Here is an 18308-nt window from a genome sequence, read left to right as displayed (position 1 = left end):
AAATAGTACTAGAAATGTTAAAAACTTACTATTTATTATGTATAGAAATATTTATATAATATTTATAAATGTTAACATTTTGTTAATGCGAGTATGGCCAGACCGTATTTTTATTTGTATTTCATTCCTTAATCGCGAAAAGGATGAAATGCAAAGATTAAGAAAGGGGTAAGCAAAGGTTTATGAAAAAAAGATTAAAACCAGTTATGGCTTTAGTTCTTGCCGCTTCTATGATGGGATCGAGTCTAGGAGTAGGAAATAGTGTTGCAGCTGGGGGGGGGGGGTATAAGGCCCTTTAATTCTTACGCTGAAGAGATTGAAAGAGAAGAAGTTAACACGTCAGACACCGATAATCCGGAGACGTCAGACACCGATAACCCGGAGACACCGGAAACCGATAACCCGGAGACACCGGACACCGATAACCCGGAGACACCGGAAACAGATAACCCGGAGACACCGGACACCGATAACCCGGAGACGCCGGAAACTGATAACCCGGAGACGCCGGACATTGATAACCCGGAGACACCGGAAACTGATAACCCGGAGACGCCGGACATTGATAACCCGGGAACACCGGAAACTGATAATCCGGAGACGCCGGACACCGATGCTCCGGAGACACCGGACGCCGATGCTCCGGAGACACCGGACGCCGATGCTCCGGACAAGTTAGAAGACGTAACTGGAGAGAAAGATGCAATCAAGGGTGCAGGTGTATCTGTCTCTTTAGGCTTAAAGGAAGAAAAGACCGCAACTCCCAGCGAGGCCACAAAGGCAACTCCCAGTGAAGCTAGCCGTAATAATTCATTGGATGATGAGATGCTGGAGAGGGTAATTATTACATATAACGATACGCCTGTTTATGAGAAAATTTCTGAAACAGATGACAGTTTCATGTATCTAAGCCAGAAAAACGGAAGAACAAAGCAGGATATTGGTTTTACTGATAAATATAATTATAAAGAGACAGAGTATTTCCTGAAAGGAAAAGCGCATGTCTATGATTTAAAAGACGACCATAAAGTGGTGACTGCAACATCCAGCAATGCAACCAGGCCAAAGGAGCAGGACTACGTTAATAGGGTATTTGTGTATATGCCGGAAGAATCAGCTGATTTTAACGGTGTGGTTTTTGTGGATATACTGAATGCCAGCAGTAAAGTGGATCTACCCGATATTTGGCGCAGAAGTTACGACTATTTTATGAGGAATGGATATGCCTATGTGGGAATCACTTCAAAATACTGCAATGTGGAATCTCTTAAGAAATTTGATTCCAAGCGGTATGCAGAACTGGAATGGGGCGCCAGCAGCCTGAATGACGATGACAGGAACGGTTTGTTCTGGGATATGTTAGGTCAGTTAGGTGTTATGCTAAAGCAGCAGAATTGTGATCTGTTGGGGGGGAATACGGCAGACAAGGTATTCCTCATGGGGCAGTCACAGTCAGGTATGTATCTAAACACGTTTGTTAACTGCTTTGGACAAGCCAATGCAGTGGGAATAGATTATAATTCTGATGAGGGGGAGGGAGATGCTGTTTTTGATGGCTTTGTTAATGTAGTTGGAGCATTTGCGGACTCAGCCCTTAGCAGCGGCGGCAAAACCCGAAGCTTTGCCGCACCGTATGATTCACCAGTGCCATATATATTGGTGGAGGGCGAGAATGATTACAGTGCCTGCGTTAAAATAAATCCCAATTATATTAAAGAAGACGGCGATGAGCCGGGAGAGAATATGTACCGCCATTACGTGATCGCAGGCGGAGCCCACTCATCCAAGATTTTCCCGCCGGATCTGACGGATGAACTTCAGATCCAGGCAGGGCGTCCGGCAGGGTATTATCCGGCGATGAAGACAGATAAGGATACAGGGCGTCCCAATACAAACACGGATCTTAATATGGATTCCTATGTCAACTCTGTTTTGGCAAACCTCATTGAATGGACGGATGGCGGGGATATGCCGGCCGGTTTCCGGGCTGATGATATCGGCCTGGATGCAAGAGATGACTATGGAAACCTGACAGAGGGTATTGTACCTCCCCAGATTTCGGTGCCTGTAGCGAAGTATTATGGAGGCGTTAATGGAAACTACTCTACAGACGGCGGCTCCATGGTATATATATCCAGAGAGGAGTTGGAAGATCTGTATGCAGATAGAGAGGACTATCTGGATCAGTACGAGTCCGCTTTGGATGATGCGATTGCAGAAGGCTATCTAATAGAGGAAGAACGTGAGCGTATGATGTCCATAGCGGAAAATCAGCCCATATTTGGATATCGTCCCTCATGGTTTACTAATATTGAAGAATCCATGAAAAGTGAGCCTTCCATTATGATGGTAGGTGATGTGGAAGAAAAAGACGGATATAAGGAATCGATATATAAAGTGAGCGGTACTGCCAATATCTATGGTGTATTGCTGGAGGATATACCTTATATCAGAAAGCCTGCCCAGGCATATACCAACTATGTCAGGGTCTGCATACCGGATAATTTCAATGGCAAGGCAGTGATTGGACTTATATCTAATAATGATACAGAGTTTGATATAACAAAACTCAAAGCCAAAGGAATTGCCTATATTGGTATTACGGCAGATGCAGATGCGGCTGAGAAGTATGGATGCAGCTGGAAGGTTCTGGAGAAGGAGGCAGACCCCACAAGACAGGAGAACGGCCTTATCTGGGATATCATCAGCCAAACCGCCTCCTTATCAGAGAAATTATTAGGACAAAATCCTTCTAAACTGTACCTTGGAATCAAGAAAGCGGATAATTCATGCGCATATACATATACGAATGTATTTAAGCGTTTCTATGGTTTTAAGGTGGATGCAGTAGGTGTGGACGGACTTTATGAGATAGCTGAGCCCAAGAAGCTTATGGTGCTTAACGATATCGATTCCACGATTCCTGTAGCATCAGACGATTCAGTTGCGGCATGGTATGACAGTATTATTTATAGGGAAAACGGTAACGGGCCAACCATTGGCGCCACTGCGAAGAGCATTATTGAGCAAGACGGCATGTACTTTAAAGATTCCAATGGTAATGGTATCCTGGACGTGTACGAAGACTGGCGGGAAGACGATGAAACACGAGCAAAAGATTTGGTTGAAAAGATGACGCTCCAGGACAAAGCAGGAATGATGGTTATTAACTCCAGAGGTATGGGAATCTATAGCTCTAACCCTGACGAAGCAACCGGCCTGTTGGATGAAACCTCCAACACAGATGACATGTCTTCCGAAATTTTCGGTGTGTCACGCACACTGGGCACAACAGAAGCGATTGTGGACTGGGGGCTGAGGCATTTTATACTGCGTCAAAATCCGGAACCTGAGGATATGGCTTCCTGGATCAACCAGATGAACCTGGTGGCAGAAAAGACAGAACTGGGAATTCCGGTTGTTGTGGCTTCTAATTCCAGAAATGAAAATGGACAGATGACGTTTGGTATGAATGATGCATCAGGAGTATTCTCCACATGGCCTGGCACATTAGGCCTGGCGGCAGCGGTTATGGGAGATATTGCCCGTGGAGGAGATGCGGGTCTTATCAGCCGTTTTGCAGAGATTGCCAGAAATGAATGGGATGCGTCAGGCTTAAAGAAGGGATATATGTACATGGCAGATACCATGACAGATCCCAGATGGCAGAGGACCTACGGAACGTTTGGAGAGGATCCTGAATTGATCAGCGATATTATTGGAAGGCTGGTTGAGGGATTCCAGAACGGTTCGGATGGTGTGCAGGCAGATGGTGTTGCCTTGACTGTAAAACATTTCCCAGGAGGCGGTGCAAGAGAGAACGGTTTCGATCCCCATTATTCACAGGGACAGTGGAATGTATATCAGACTGAAGGCAGCTTAGAGAAGTATCACCTTCCGGCATTTATCAAGGCAGTGGAAAACCGTGTATCTTCTATCATGCCATACTATGCAAAACCGGCAGCTGAAAAGAGTGAAACACAGTATGACCTGGAAGGCAATCCCATTGACATGGTTCCTGTAGGGTTTGCGTTTAATAAGGTATTTATCAACGATATCCTCCGTGAGCAGATAGGTCATGAGGGATATGTAAACAGCGACAGCGGTATTACCGGCAATATGTGCTGGGGAGTTGAGGAATTGGATGTTCCTGAAAGAAATGCATTGGCGATCAATGTGGGAACAGATATTATAAGTGATACAAATGATGTTAATTCGATCATTGAGGCTTGGAACAGAGGCCCTGATGGCGGAAAATCTGACTATTATACGACTGAAGGTGTAGTTCCTGCAGGTTATGAGGTGGCGGATGTGACATTGACAACAGCAGCGCTTGACCAGTCCAATGTGCGGCTGTTAAAAGAAATGTTTGATCTCGGTCTTTTTGAGAATCCATATCGCGATCCGGATACTGCTCAAGAGACTGTAGATAACCAGGACAACTGGGATGAAGCATATGAGGCCCATCAGAAATCAGTGGTTCTCTTAAAAGATGGGGAAGGAACCCTTCCATTGACTGCTGATAAGCTGACAGGGAAGAAAGTTTATATCCAGTACTTTGGACAGAGTAATTCGGCCAGCACAACTTCAGAGCTTCAGAGAAGCATTATGTCCGGGGATTACAACATCAGCCTTACCAACAATTATCACGAAGCAGACTATGCATTACTGTTTGTAAATCCATCCTCCGGCAACTATTTCTCTGCAACAAAGGGATACCTTGAGCTGGATATATGTACGGATAAGATCGTCCATGATGTGGATGATGAAGGGCGCCCGGTGGCGGACACTCATACGGAATCCACTATTGAGAATGTAGAATCCATCAAGGCGATCTCAGAGGCAGTAAGAGCTAATGGCGGTAAAGTTGTGACAAATGTAAACTTTACCCTGGCCTGGATGTTGGGTAATGTAGAGCCTTATTCAGATGTGGTCCTGGCTGGTTTTGATACCCTGACAACGGCAACCATGGATGTGATAACAGGTGTCTACGAGCCTGCCGGCAAGATGCCCATTACCCTTCCAAAGGACGACAGTGTGATCGCTGTCAATGCGGACGGTGTGTGCATATCTCCAAATGATGTGCCTGGCTATGATAAGGATCAGTATATGCCGGCATCCATGAAAGATGAGAATGGAAAAGCGTACGCATACAAAGACAGTGAGGGCAATTATTACGAACTTGGTTTTGGACTTACTTATGTGGACGACAATGAGGAAGAACCGGTTGTTCCTACGCCAGGTGAGAACGGCGGCAGTTCTGGAAGCAGTGGTTCCGGCGGTTCCGGAAACGGCGGCAGGGTTTATACCTCCTCATCCAATACTCCGGGTGCTTGGCATCAGGACGAAAAGGGCTGGTGGTTTGAGTTTACAGATAAGAGCTGGCCTCATGGAGAGTGGAGACAGTTGGTATGGAATAATGTGGTAAGCTGGTACTATTTCCATGAAGACGGTTATATGGCAACAGGCTGGTTTAGGGACGGCGATCATGTGTTCTATCTCCATCCATATTCTGACGGAACCCAGGGATATATGTATGTGGGCTGGCATCAAATTGATGGAAAGTGGTATTACTTTAACGAGGTTTCCGATGGAACATTAGGCAAACTGTTAACAAATACCTGGATCGATGGCTGGTACGTAGACAACGATGGCGTTTGGAACGGGGAACAGCGAAATAATGAATAAAAGATAAACAGCAGGGTGACTGAGAGCAATCTTCAGTCACCCTGCTTTTAAAAGCATATGGGCATATAGAACCAATCCTGCCGGATGATGCAGCATAAAAATGTTGTAAGCATTTTGTGGATAGGGTACTGTGAACTGTAACCCTTTGATGATAATCCTGTCAAAAAAGGAAAAAATACCGTTGATTTTATCTTTGTATTGCTCTAAAATAGTGTTCATAGGGTCATCCTTTCGTATGAATGCTTGCAGGGAAGTTTAGTTTCCGATGGAGAGTGGTACACAGATACCGTATATGTGCATTATAGCACGTGCATCTACGAACAGGATGATTCTTTTATGTTTTTAAATTTGTTTGCAGCTGTAAGCTGCGGTATGCTATAATAATTATAGATAAAAAAACAAATTTATACGTATCGTAACTTTCATGCTTTCTCTCAAGAATATATGGCAGAAGCCCTACATGTCTCACCGCGATCATATATTGATCAAGAACATGGAAAATATGGATTTTCTGCCATGACATTGGTAAACTATGTTTTATTATTAACCGACGAAGAGATTCTGATTTTCTTCAAGGAGTTAAAAATTTTGATAGGAAGGAGGAATGGAGATGCCGCATAAACCCGTATTTGATTCTTCAGAAATACATACGATACTGACACTTCTTGGAGCAGACTTGCATTATGTCGGATATCGCTATACAGAGTACGCTCTTATGCTTATGAAAGAAGATGAGGAGCGCATACATTCTGTTACTAAATGTCTATATCCTGAAATCGCGAAACGGTATCAAACATCATGTAATTCTGTAGAACGAAATATTAGGACTTTATCGCAGGTAGCATGGAGATCGCAGCCACGCCTCCTTCAAAAATTGGCCGGTCATACACTTGATAGAAGGCCAACCTCTAGTCAATTTCTTGCAATACTTTTTGCGTATCTTAGCAGAACAGGCAATCAGGAAATTAAAGTTTAACAGTAGGAGCAGGTGTCATACCTGCTCCAGCAACTATTCTTCAATACGATTTAAACTTGATAACAGTTTAATATCTTCACATTTTGCTTTTTTCATCATGTTCATGAATAATGGATTTCTCCTCAGCGCCTCCTGCACCTGCGATTACAACCTTAGTTATAATTGTGATTCTTTATTATCAGTTCCGGATAGAAGCCTAAGTTGACATTCTATTTGGAGCTTTTTTTGAACAAAAGGCAGGAGTAATTTATAATTGCCAGCCGGTTGCTTCCACACGCAATTTAAGGAAATTCCTGTAAATACCATCCTCTTGGCTAAGCTGTTTGTGAGTGCCCTTTTGTCTGATTTGACCATTATCAATTACAATGATTTGGTCAGCCTTTTGTACTGTACTCAAGCGGTGAGCTATGGAAATTAAAGTTTTATTTTTAGTCAGTTCCTCAATCGCAGATAAAAGAGCCTGTTCATTTTCAGGGTCACCACTGGAAGTCGCTTCATCTAAAATGACAATGGGTGCGTCTTTTAAAATTGCCCGGGCAATAGAAATTCTCTGTTTCTCACCGCCAGATAATGTAGATCCACTTTCGCCAATCACGGTCTGATATCCATCAGGCAAAGCCATAATGAAGTCGTGGCAGCAAGCTCTTTTTGCTGCTTCCATTACTTCATCAAGTGTTGCTTTGGGATTACCGAATTTAATATTATTTTCTATTGTGTCATGGAATAGATAAACCTTCTGAAAGACCATACTAATACAGTCAAGCACACTGTCAGCAGTATAATTTTTCACATTTTGTCCACCAATGCAAACAGAACCTTCCTGAACATCCCAGAAACGGGCGATTAGGCTGCATAGTGTCGTTTTTCCGCTTCCTGACGGACCTACAATCGCACATGTAGTATGCTCTGGTATGTTTAAAGAAATGTTTTCAATAATTTTGCGGGAACCATAGCCAAACGATACATCTTTTAAAGAAATCTCATAATTGGCAGGATTCAGTTTATCTGTAATGGTATCCATTTTGGGGATATTTGTAACCTCTTCTAAACGGTCTAATTCGGTATTTATTTTTTTACTCAAAAATGCGCTGTTACCCATGGTTTCCAGGTCAGAGTAAACGGTAAATGCACAAAACAAAAATGTCATGCAGTATGGAAGGGAAATCCTTCCATCCATATATAAGATACCTGCGGTTGCAATTAAGACACAGCTCATCAATTTGTAAACCAAGCCGTATAACCGGAGAACACCCGCAGTCCCTTTTATCAATGAAAAAAGGAGTAATTAGCAAGGGTTTTTTGACAAGCATATCTGGAACAGCTGAGCGGGAGAAGTTAGGCAGCTTTTTCAGAGAACTGGCAGTGATGAGGAAAGAAGACCGTTTCGGATTATATGCAGTACAGTGTAAAAAGAATACGGGGGTAGAGATGGCAATGGAGCTTATTAAGAGTTTATATCAGGTTTGCGTTGCGACATTTGATGCCATGCACTATGAAATATATCCGTATTTAGGCAATATAAATTATTTCTTTGCCCTGGAGGGGGAGGTCGGATTTAAGAAAATGGTATTGGAGACATGGGAAAGATTGGCATTGGGCGCTTTTAATCTTATAGAAACTCCCGGCGATCATTATACTTGTGTGGAACAGAAAGAGAACGCAGAACATTTGGCTGGTTTATTATGTATTCTGAAAGAGTGATAGCCATCATATGTCAGGTCATATCACGGCGTTTTGCTGCTCCGTTTATTACTGATGTGATAGTCTTTATTGTTGCGGTTGGAAGGAGAACTAGCAGCCAGGCTTCATATTTCCCGACAAGCTGTTAATAAACGTAAGAAACGGTTGTTAAAAGAACATCGTGAAATAATTCAATAAAGTTGGTTGCAGGCCCCTTCACTTTTATCAAAACACTAATTTTGGAAATAACCCAGGCAAAGAATACTGCGATAAAACAATCTTTACAGAAGCCGGATTAGACCCTGAAACGCCTCCTGCAACCTGGGATGAACTGGAACAGTATGCGGAGCAGATTGTGGAGAAAACGGGAAAATACGGTTTTGATATGGCGGTTAAGGAGACGATCCTGATTTTTTGGGGAGTGGGGGAGATAATTATCGCTATTATAAACGCAATCCGTGCTCTATACATATAAAGATGGATACCTGACGGCAGGAGGGTATAATTCTATGTTTTCGCGGAGAACATAAGAGGACAAATATTCAGTAACAGGGAGGTGATATCGTGGACAATCAAAACAACAGACCCAATAGGTTAATCAATGAAAAATCGCCCTATCTGCTGCAGCATGCATATAATCCGGTGCAGTGGTTTCCGTGGGGAGAGGAGGCATTTGAGAAAGCAAGGCATGAAAATAAGCCTGTTTTCTTATCTATTGGGTACAGCTGACATGTCCCGGATGATGTACATGTCATTGGTGCCATGTGATGGAACGGGAATCATTTGAAAATGAGGTGATTGCGGAAATCCTGAACAGGGAATATGTATGTGTTAAGGTGGACAGGGAGGAACGGCCGGATGTGGATTCTGTATACATGTCAGTGTGCCAGGCCATGAACGGACAGGGTGGCTGGCCGCTGACTATCATAATGACGCCGGACTGCAGGCCGTTTTTTTCCGGTACCTATTTTCCTCCGAGAGCCCTCTATGGAAGGCCGGGGCTGGAAGAACTGCTGACAGCGGCCGCAGATCAGTGGAAGGCGAAAAAAGATAAACTTCTGGACCAGGCAGGGCAGATAGAGAAATACTTAAGAAGCCAGGAACAGACAGGAAGATGGGCCGAGCCGGAGCTTGCGGCGGTGCATCAGGCATTCAGGCAGTTTGCGGACAGTTTTGACCGTAAAAACGGCGGTTTTGGAAGCGCGCCCAAGTTTCCCACGCCCCACAGCCTGATATTCCTGATGGAGTATGGCGCAAGGCAGAAGCGGCCGGAGGCATTGGCCATGGCGGAGACAACCCTGGTGCAGATGTACAGGGGCGGTATCTTTGACCACATTGGAGGCGGATTTTCCAGATATTCCACGGACGGACAGTGGCTGGTGCCCCATTTTGAGAAAATGCTCTACGACAACAGCCTGCTGGTCATGGCTTACATCAAAGCCTATGGACGCACCGGGCGGAAGATGTATGGATGTGTGGCGGGAAAGATTCTGGAATACGTCAGGCAGGAGCTTACGGATTCCCAGGGCGGCTTTTACTGCGGACAGGACGCGGACAGCGATGGTGTGGAAGGAAAATACTATGTGTTTACCCAGGAGGAGATAAGGGCGGTACTGGGAGAGAAAGCGGGCAGGGACTTTTGCCGGCAATACGGAATTACAAGGCATGGTAATTTTGAAGGAAGGAGCATACCCAACCTGCTGGAAAATGAGAATTACGAGGAGATTTGTGAGGAACCATGGGGCGGTGATGACCATGGCGGCAATGTCTGTCATGGCGTCCGTAACAGCTTTGGCGGCAGAAAAAATGAGGACTGCAAAAAACTGTATCAATACCGGCTTGACCGCGCCAGGCTTCATAAGGACGACAAGATACTGGTTTCCTGGAACGGATGGATGATTTGTGCATGCGCAATGGCAGGAGCTGTGCTGGGGGAAAAGCGGTATGTGGATATGGCTGTCAGGGCAGAAGCATTTATAAACAGCCGCCTTGTGAAGGACGGGCGTCTGATGGTGCGCTACCGTGACGGAGATGCCGCAGGTGAGGGAAAGCTGGATGACTATGCCTGCTATAGTCTTGCATTGCTGGAGCTGTACCGGGTGACATTCCAGGCTGATTATCTGAAACGGGCGGCTGCCTGGGCGGAGATAATGACAGAACAGTTCTTTGACCGGGAACGCGGGGGATTTTATCTGTATGCTGAGGACGGGGAACAGCTTATTGTGAGGACAAAGGAGACCTATGACGGCGCCATGCCGTCCGGGAATTCCGTGGCAGCTCAGGTACTGCACCGGCTGACCCAAATTACCGGCGAGGTCAAATGGCAGAAGGTGCTGGAGAAACAGCTCTGTTACCTGGCAGGCGCCATGGACGGATATCCTTCTGGGCACAGCTATGGGCTTCTGACCATGATGGATGTGCTGTATCCCTCTAAGGAACTGGTGTGTACGCTGTCGCCTGGCGCTGACATGGAAAGGCACAGGAAGCTGCTTGCTCAGCTCGCAAACCTGGCCGAAACGTCAGAGGGGCTGTCTGTGGTGGTAAAAACAGAGGAAAATGTACGGGAAATGGAGCGTCTGGCACCCTATACAAGAGATTATCCGGTGCCTGAGGCCGGAGAATTATTTTACCTCTGTGTGGGGCATGAATGTATGCAGCCGGTACCGCAGCTTGAACAGCTGATTCAGAAACTGCGGGAAGAGACGTGATATCTGGAATGCCGGGAGGTCCGATGGGTTCTCCCGGTTTCCATTTCTCCTCCGTTTCAGCTGCTGAACCGGGTAGATATGAGGGGAGAAATATGGTAAACTTGATGCAGTGACAGAAAGCATCAGATGAGCAGTTTATGGGGAAAGGCGGAGATTTTATGATAAAAATAGAGACAGTAACAAAGGCAGATTTATTGAAAGTATTGGACCTGATGGAGACATTTGGCATGCGGTACTGGCTGGACGGCGGCTGGGGTGTGGATGTGCTGCTTGGGAAACAGACCAGGGAGCACAGGGACGTGGATATTAACTTTGATGCCCGGTATACAGACGCTTTGCTCCGCACATTGGTTTCCCATGGGTATGAAATTACGACGGACTGGCGCCCGGTGCGGATTGAACTCTGCCACCCGGAGCTGAGTTATGTGGATATCCATCCATTTGTAATCAACGAGGATGGAACTGCAAAGCAGGCGGACCTGGAAGGCGGATGGTATGAATTTGAGGCGGATTATTTTGGAAGCGCGGTCTTTGAGGGCAGGACCATACCGTGTATCTCGGCAAAGGGGCAGAAGATATTCCATACAGGATATGAATTCAGGGAAGTGGATAAGCATGATATCCGCATTATCGACTATTTGCTCTCTGCCCAAAGCAGTGACAGGGATGAGACAGGGGGAGCTGTATGCCGGGCGAAAAAATAGCTGAGAAGCTGACATCTTATCTGAGAAAAAAGCAGGAATCCAAGTCATCCAATACATATGAACCATTGTCGGATGCTCATGCGGGGATATTGACCTTCTTTTGGAAACAGCGGCAGACCGGCGGCGCGGGGGGCCGGGACCTTTGTGTCTGCGAAGCTGGGGCTGACAGAGGATCCGCTGGGACTGTCCCTTGTGTGCGATAAGCGGAAAATGGTCAGGGATTTGCTCCAGGTACGACTGATGATAGAGCCCCTGGAATCCGTGGCGGTGTCACAGGTGGACCGGAACATGCGCCCTATTCCGGGGACGGAAAAGGAGTATGCCTGTGATACGTTGATTCTCTCCGTAGGCCTGATACCGGAGAATGAGTTATCTCTGGGAGCAGGCGTAGTGCTGGATGAGCGCAGCAGGGAGCCGTGGTGGATGAACATTACCAGACCAGCGTGGAGGGAATCTTTGCCGCCGGTAATGTTCTCCAGGTCCACGACCTGGTGGATTTCGTATCCCTGGAGGCGGAGAGTCTGGCGGATGGCGTGGTCCGGTATATCAGGTCAGGCCATTTGCCTACTGTCCCCTGGAGATAAGGACAGACGGACAGGTGGCAGCAGCAGATGTGCTGGGGCTGGGGAGCGATGTGGTGGTGACTAAGAATGTGGGGGTGGCTAATGATGCGGGGAGATGTCCCCAAAAGACTGAATAATAAGGCATCTGAGAAATAGAGCATTTAGCAGCAGTTGCAACGCTGTTGCATTGTTGATTGTTTTTGTTGCATTCATGTCACGATGTTTAAATGAATCAGCATATTACCATGTTTCTTATGCTTTGACAGCATCCTTATTTCACTGGTTTTTTGCGCGAAAATTCTGTTATATTTTCGTCAATCTGTTTTTGGCATGATATTTGCTATTATAGTTTAGTAGTAGTAAATATTCCCACATCATTACCTGAAGCATCACGGACTGAGCTTGACATTCAGACAGAATGCGGCAGAGAGGGCTGTTTCAGGCAGTGTGGGAAGAAAAAATATAAAACAGAAAGGAAATGCGCGATATGGATTACACAAGTTTATTTAAGAACAACGGCGGAAAAAAGTCAAAAGTAGGAATTATAGGTGCAACCCGCGGCTATGGCTATACGCTGTTGGCACAAATTCCAAAGGTTGAGTTAATGGAACTGAGGCTGATATCTTCACGGCATACGGACGAATGTGTGGAGGTGCTCACAGGACTTGGATATAGGAAAGAGGATATTATTATATGCGGGAATAAAGAGCAGGTCCAGAGCGCTCCAGGCCATGGGGTTCTTATTGTAAATGACTACCGGCTGGTTCTGGAAAGCGATATTACGGCATTGGTTGAGTGTACGGGAAACACGGCTGTGAGCTCAGAGGTATCCGCGGACGCATTAAAGAAGGGAATCAATGTATACATGGTTTCAAAGGAGACTGACAGCGTGTGCGGTCCTATTTTAAATAATATTGCTGAGAAACACGGCACCGTATACTCTCTGGTTAACGGAGATCAGCCAAGAAACCTTCTGGATCTTTACTCTTGGGGAAAAGTATTGGGATTAGAGATCATAGCAGCGGGCAAAGCCAGCGAATATGATTTTGTATGGGATCCGGACACTGACAAATTCACTTATATGGAAGGCCCTGAAAAACCGCATGAGAATATTCCTGGTCTGAAGGAGTTTTGGCATTATGAAGGCCCCGGGACATTGGAGGGACGCCGTAAGCTGTTAGAAAAATATATGGCAGTTATTTCCGCCGATCTTTGCGAGATGAATCTTGTGTCCAATGTCACCGGGCTGGTGCCGTCTGACAGACGTCTGAATTATCCTGTTGCAAAGATCAGCGAACTGGCAGATATCTTTATTCCGGAGGAAGATGGCGGCATACTTAAGAAAACTGGTGTGGTAGATGTATTCTGCAATCTGCGTGCGCCGGATGAGGCCAGTTTTGCAGGTGGCGAGTTCATCATCATCAGATGCGAGAATGAAACGGTATGGGAACTGCTTACAAGTAAAGGGCATGTGGTAAGCCGTAATGGTAAATATGCATGTATCTATCTTCCCTATCATTATATGGGACTGGAGACGCCTATATCCATTCTGTTAGGAGACATCCTGGGACTGGGTACCCACTCTGAATGCCGTCAGGTTTCCGTCATGACCGGTGTGGCTCAGAAGGATATGCCCAAGGGAACCGTACTTAAGGTCCAGGGACATCATCATTCCATTGAGGGCCTGGTTCCGGAATTGTGGGAACTTAAGGATGCGGGAAATGCGGCTCCATTCTATCTGTTAAATGGTACAACACTGCTGGAGGATGTAAAGGCAGGGCAGCCCATAACAAAGAACGTGGTGGATTTGTCAGGAAGCCTTCCTTATGAATTATATAACGAAGGATTAAAGCTTTGATTGCAACACGGGCTTTAACATGATATAGAGGTGACACAGAATAAAAGGACGCTGCTGCAAATCGAACTCAGTTTGCAGCGGCATCCTTTTTGTAGATGGAAAGGGAGATTTAGCAGCAAAGAGTGCTCCCCTAATAATTTAGAAGATAATGGTTCCGTCCTGGATAACAGATGTAACCTTCTTTAAAGCTTCAATATCATCTAACGGATTGCCTTCCAGGACTGCAAAATCAGCTGCTTTTCCTTCCGCGATAGAGCCGGTGCTTTTGTCTGCCCCGCAGATCCGAGCCGCGTTGATTGTGATTCCGGCCAGTACATCCCGGTTTTTAGCGCCCAGGCCAGAGATATAGCATGCTTCCTGTGCCAAGCCCTGATGCAGCCCGTCAGTGCCAATGCCAAACTTAAGTCCGCCCTCAATGGCGCCGGATAAGCATTTGCAGATAATTTCCTTTTCACGAAGGCTCCCCTCCCTGTCATGAGGCGAAAACTTGAATAACAGCTGGTCATTCAGAGCGTAGCTGGGAGTATATACCACCCAGCGGTCCTCTTTTTTAACCCGCTCCACCTGGGGCTGGGTGATATAATACACATGTTCCAGACAGTCAATGCCCGCAGTCAGACAGTCGTCTAATCCCTGTCCTCCTGAACAATGGCAGGCTGTGGTTATATTCACGCTTTTTGCTTCTTCCACCACTGCCCTCAGTTCCTCTAAGGTCAAAAAGTGATAGATGAAAGGGGTTGCATTGATTACCTTTGTCATGAATACTTTCAGAAAATCAACACCACGGGCAATATTTTCCCTGGAGGTCCTGCGGAAATCTTCCGCGCCGCAATGGGGCATTCCTACATATCCGTGTCCGTGGCTGCTGCGCATGCCGATGCCGCTGACAACCAGCTTCGGTCCCGCGATCCGTCCTTCCTTCTGCGCCTTTTTACATGTTACATCAATATAGAATCTGTCTCCCAGACATCTGGAGGTAGTTACACCGGCTGCCAGGTCGTCCTTCATGGTTTTAATGGCGCGTATGGTCTGCTCTGCCTCGCAGTCCTCCATTTTAACCAGGTGATTTTCAAGTCTGGCGTCTAATGCCAGATGGTTATGACAGTCAATCATACCGGGGATGATTACCTTATCGCCATAATCAATTACGTTTGTTTGCTCTGGTATTTCAACCTGAGAGATATTATCGTATATTTTTTGTATTTTTCCATTTTCAATCAGAAGTCCGCTGTTTTCCATAACTTCCAGCTGATCGCGCGCTATGATTTTGTTTGCTTTAATGATATAACGTTCCATAAAAACTCTCATTCCTTTCGCTTCGCTTAGGCACAAAACAGTTATGAAATAGCAAGTTTGTGCTTCCACTATTTTATTTTTGATGTTAAACTCTCCTCAGACAGATACACTACAGAGCACGGAGGAGGAAGTAGAATCGGTTCCTCCATTTGGGATCAAGTCCGCATAAAAACATGTGTCGGCTGTCTTCTCAAGCACAAACCAGTGACGCCTTGAGCTCGTAACCTAATCATTGTCAAAGCAATTCCTTAGGTCTTTCTTTGCTGGACAGCCAGTCAATGTCTGTCTATTTTACTTAGGAGGGCTGTTTTATGTTATCTATCAAACACTTTGTCTGCTGTGGCATGGACGTTCACAAGAAATTTGTTGTCGCTACCATTGCTCTGACAGACTACAGGGGCGTTACTTCTTATGTTAAAAAGCGGTTCGCCACCTTCAATTCCGATCTTAATTCTTTGAAAAAATGGCTTCTTTCTTTCAATTGCACTGAGATCTGCCTCGAATCCACTGGTAAATACTGGATTCCAATTTTTAATATCCTGGAGGATTCCTGTCACGTTGTCGTTGCTAACCCCAAGTATGTCAGGGCTATCAAAGGACAGAAAACCGATGACAAAGACTCCGCCTGGATTGCGGATCTGTTTAAATTTGATATTGTTCCTTCCAGTTATATCCCCTGTAAGGAAATTCGCATGCTTCGGGAATTGTTCCGATACCGGCAGAAACTGATTGGCCACCGCAGCAGTGAGAAAAACCGGTTACAGAATGCTCTTACGGTTTCCAACATTGCCCTTGCATCCGTCCTCTCAGATACCTTTGGAAAATCAGCGACCGCCATCGTTGACTATATCCTGACCTGTGAGGTATTTGACCCCGAATACTGTAAATCCCTGCTTCTTAAAAAAGCAAAGGACAAGGCAGATGATGTTGTAACCTCCATAATCGGTTATGAACTGCGCCGTGACCAATCCGTTAAGATTAAGGTCTGCAGAAAGCATTTCGATGAAATCAATGAGTGCGTCTCCACTCTCGAAGAAACGATTTCCGACCTGGCTAAACCTTACCATAAATTTATCGAATTGGCTACTACAATTCCTGGAATTACAGAGCAGTCTGCCACCTTTATCATTGCTGAAATCGGGGTGGATATGGCGGTATTCAAATCCTCAAAACGTTTGTGCTCCTGGGCTGGGCTGGCTCCTGAAAATAACGAAAGTGCCGGTAAAAAGAAGAGCGTCCATGTTTCAAGAGCCGGGGTGTACTTAAAGCCTCTGCTGGTTCAGTGTGCAAATGCTGCCATCAAGAGTAAAAACCCTTACTTCAGATACAAATATGACCGTATAAAAAAACGTCGTGGTCATAAACGGGCAATCATTGCCATTGCACGCATGGTGTTGACTTGCATTTACCACATGTTCCAAAAGCAGGAGGTATTTAATCCTGCCGATACGGATTATTCCGCTATTCCTGAAGAAATGTACCGGAAATTTCAGGAACAGTATGACAGAAATGCCATCAAACGTTTAGAGAAACGAGGCTATATGATTACTCCTCCTGCTATGGCCTGATACCCTTTATTCCATAGGATCCTTTGGGGCGGCAGTTTACTGGTGCTCTTGTTAAGTTACGATTTTTTTTGATTTTTTCTTTCAACCTAGTCCTCCCTTTTTTCAATGCAAATAAGCTTATCAATTTTTCTGCTGCCTTTTAGCAGCCCTTCTGGCAAAGAATCCGGTCAAAATAGGGGTCAGAATGGCTGTGATAACAACAGCGCCAGCCACCTGCGCGGTAGCCACGCCCACTACCGGCTCCAGGGAAGGATCCGCCATGGCAACGGATGCAGGTACAGCTACAGCATTGCCTCCGGTGGTACCAATGGCCATTCCCATAGGATCTGGTTTTCTTCGAATCAGGCTGTACAGGTAATAGGTTAACACACCCGTAAACAAAACAGTTATAAGTCCAAGGACAATACCGCCGGCACCGGCCTTTGCTATAGTAAACAGGCTTGTATTGGCTCCCAGCACAAAACCGTTAAAGGGAAGCAGCATAGCTAATCCGTTGGATAACAGCATCTTGAAGTCTTCATCCAGATTGCCCAAAATCATACCGATAATCAGAGGAACTATAGCTGCTACCAGAGACAGAATTGGAATTTCCGCAAGGCCGGTAGTGCCCAGTGCAATCATGGTTAGAAATGGACCGTCGTTTAAGGACAGGATTGCAATGGCTCCTACGTCTGTATTGTCTCCAAATTCTTTTGCCAGGGCAGTGTAGATGGCACCGTTGGAGTTCGTGACAGCTGTGATAACTGCCAATGGAGTAAGACCTAAAATTCCCATGGGTCCGAACAGCCTGTTAAGGCCCAGGCCAAGCAATACACCGATGGCATATTTTAAAATAGTCAGCACTGCTCCCTTGTAGAGGGGAAGGGCTGCCTGTTTGAAATTAATGGTTGCACCGCTGCACAGGATGAACAGGCCTACCAGCGTAGAGGTTCCTGTTTTAAAAAGACCGGTTGTAAACCCGCCAATCTCCAGTACCTGTGGGATGAATGTGTTGACTAAACAGCCAATCAATAGTGGAATGACCATCATGCCCCCTGGGAATTTTTTCATTGTCGCGCAAATCTTCATAAAAAATACCTCTCCTTCTTCTTGATTTTGGAATAGAGCGCCAATACCCCGGAGACTGACCACCCCGGCAGGGCCGGAGCATGGCGTGTTCTTATTGCCCGATGCAGTTGTTTAGAGCAATTATGATGCCAAGTATATGGATATCGGCTAAAAATAATAAAAGCTTCATAAAAGACACAAGAAAAAGGTCGATATAGAG

At 45.7% G+C, this 18308-nt stretch carries 10 protein-coding genes and 4 pseudogenes; 10 read left to right on the top strand and 4 right to left on the bottom strand.

What is annotated here, in order from left to right; all coding sequences use genetic code 11:
* Positions 1 to 825: 825 nt before the first annotated feature.
* Together LA360_RS31340 and LA360_RS31335 are read left to right on the top strand one after the other, a co-directional pair.
* Positions 826 to 2244: pseudogene (locus tag LA360_RS31340) on the top strand (alpha/beta hydrolase domain-containing protein); the annotation flags it as partial.
* 675 nt (positions 2245 to 2919) lie between these two features.
* Positions 2920 to 5199 (top strand): annotated as a pseudogene (locus tag LA360_RS31335) (glycoside hydrolase family 3 protein); the annotation flags it as partial.
* A 525-nt stretch (positions 5200 to 5724) separates the two neighbouring features.
* On the opposite strand, the gene LA360_RS13775 reads toward LA360_RS31335, so the two are convergent.
* Positions 5725 to 5907: a hypothetical protein gene (locus tag LA360_RS13775; protein WP_057572865.1), complete on the bottom strand. Its 183-nt coding sequence runs from the start codon at positions 5905 to 5907 to the stop codon at positions 5725 to 5727.
* A gap of 385 nt (positions 5908 to 6292) precedes the next feature.
* Between LA360_RS13775 and LA360_RS31330 the strand changes: the two genes are divergently transcribed.
* A complete protein-coding gene (locus LA360_RS31330) occupies positions 6293 to 6664 on the top strand; it encodes a sporulation initiation factor Spo0A C-terminal domain-containing protein (protein WP_316110996.1) in 372 nt (123 codons plus the stop codon).
* 247 nt (positions 6665 to 6911) lie between these two features.
* On the opposite strand, the pseudogene LA360_RS13765 reads toward LA360_RS31330, so the two are convergent.
* A pseudogene (locus LA360_RS13765) lies at positions 6912 to 7928 on the bottom strand (ABC transporter ATP-binding protein); the annotation flags it as partial.
* Here LA360_RS13765 and LA360_RS13760 point away from each other — a divergent pair.
* The 6 genes and pseudogenes from LA360_RS13760 (at position 7817) to LA360_RS13735 (ending at position 14177) form a co-directional block, all read left to right on the top strand.
* Positions 7817 to 8365: a thioesterase domain-containing protein gene (locus LA360_RS13760; RefSeq protein ID WP_225537809.1), complete on the top strand. Its 549-nt coding sequence runs from the start codon at positions 7817 to 7819 to the stop codon at positions 8363 to 8365. The pseudogene LA360_RS13765 and the gene LA360_RS13760 sit on opposite strands and share 112 nt — an antisense overlap.
* Before the next feature lie 543 nt (positions 8366 to 8908).
* Positions 8909 to 9073, top strand: coding sequence for a DUF255 domain-containing protein (locus LA360_RS29715; RefSeq protein WP_081031282.1), 165 nt, complete (start codon positions 8909 to 8911; stop codon positions 9071 to 9073).
* A gap of 38 nt (positions 9074 to 9111) precedes the next feature.
* A complete protein-coding gene (locus tag LA360_RS13750; protein ID WP_112482066.1) occupies positions 9112 to 11052 on the top strand; it encodes a thioredoxin domain-containing protein in 1941 nt (646 codons plus the stop codon).
* Positions 11053 to 11210: 158 nt separating this feature from the next.
* Positions 11211 to 11756, top strand: a complete 546-nt coding sequence (locus LA360_RS13745; RefSeq protein WP_022202794.1) for a nucleotidyltransferase domain-containing protein — start codon at positions 11211 to 11213, stop codon at positions 11754 to 11756.
* A 252-nt stretch (positions 11757 to 12008) separates the two neighbouring features.
* A pseudogene (locus tag LA360_RS31325) lies at positions 12009 to 12357 on the top strand (FAD-dependent oxidoreductase); the annotation flags it as partial.
* 449 nt (positions 12358 to 12806) lie between these two features.
* Positions 12807 to 14177, top strand: a complete 1371-nt coding sequence (locus tag LA360_RS13735; RefSeq protein WP_112482065.1) for a homoserine dehydrogenase — start codon at positions 12807 to 12809, stop codon at positions 14175 to 14177.
* A 138-nt stretch (positions 14178 to 14315) separates the two neighbouring features.
* Here the strand turns inward: LA360_RS13735 and LA360_RS13730 are convergent, their stop codons facing one another.
* A complete protein-coding gene (locus LA360_RS13730; protein WP_002588081.1) occupies positions 14316 to 15473 on the bottom strand; it encodes an amidohydrolase family protein in 1158 nt (385 codons plus the stop codon).
* Between the two features lie 311 nt (positions 15474 to 15784).
* Between LA360_RS13730 and LA360_RS13725 the strand changes: the two genes are divergently transcribed.
* Positions 15785 to 17041, top strand: coding sequence for an IS110 family RNA-guided transposase (locus LA360_RS13725; protein WP_057572861.1), 1257 nt, complete (start codon positions 15785 to 15787; stop codon positions 17039 to 17041).
* 120 nt (positions 17042 to 17161) lie between these two features.
* Here LA360_RS13725 and LA360_RS13720 read toward each other — a convergent pair whose 3' ends face one another.
* Complete coding sequence (locus LA360_RS13720) at positions 17162 to 18109, bottom strand: 2-keto-3-deoxygluconate permease (RefSeq protein ID WP_002588082.1); 948 nt, start codon at positions 18107 to 18109, stop codon at positions 17162 to 17164.
* Between the last annotated feature and the right edge of the window lie 199 nt (positions 18110 to 18308).

The sequence above is a fragment of the Enterocloster clostridioformis genome, assembly GCF_020297485.1.
Taxonomy (GTDB): Bacteria; Bacillota; Clostridia; order Lachnospirales; family Lachnospiraceae; genus Enterocloster; species Enterocloster clostridioformis.
Note: the sequence above shows the minus strand (reverse complement) of the source record. Positions and strands in the feature narration are given on the sequence as shown.

Excerpts from the sequence above, each read along its gene's own strand:
- LA360_RS31330 (WP_316110996.1), top strand. The coding sequence starts at position 6,293 with ATGGAGATGCCGCATAAACCCGTATTTGATTCTTCAGAAATACATACG.
- LA360_RS13775 (WP_057572865.1), bottom strand. The coding sequence starts at position 5,907 with ATGAACACTATTTTAGAGCAATACAAAGATAAAATCAACGGTATTTTT.
- LA360_RS13760 (WP_225537809.1), top strand. The coding sequence starts at position 7,817 with ATGGAAGGGAAATCCTTCCATCCATATATAAGATACCTGCGGTTGCAA.
- LA360_RS13735 (WP_112482065.1), top strand. The coding sequence starts at position 12,807 with ATGGATTACACAAGTTTATTTAAGAACAACGGCGGAAAAAAGTCAAAA.
- LA360_RS13725 (WP_057572861.1), top strand. The coding sequence starts at position 15,785 with ATGTTATCTATCAAACACTTTGTCTGCTGTGGCATGGACGTTCACAAG.
- LA360_RS13720 (WP_002588082.1), bottom strand. The coding sequence starts at position 18,109 with ATGAAGATTTGCGCGACAATGAAAAAATTCCCAGGGGGCATGATGGTC.
- LA360_RS13730 (WP_002588081.1), bottom strand. The coding sequence starts at position 15,473 with ATGGAACGTTATATCATTAAAGCAAACAAAATCATAGCGCGCGATCAG.
- LA360_RS13750 (WP_112482066.1), top strand. The coding sequence starts at position 9,112 with ATGGAACGGGAATCATTTGAAAATGAGGTGATTGCGGAAATCCTGAAC.
- LA360_RS13745 (WP_022202794.1), top strand. The coding sequence starts at position 11,211 with ATGATAAAAATAGAGACAGTAACAAAGGCAGATTTATTGAAAGTATTG.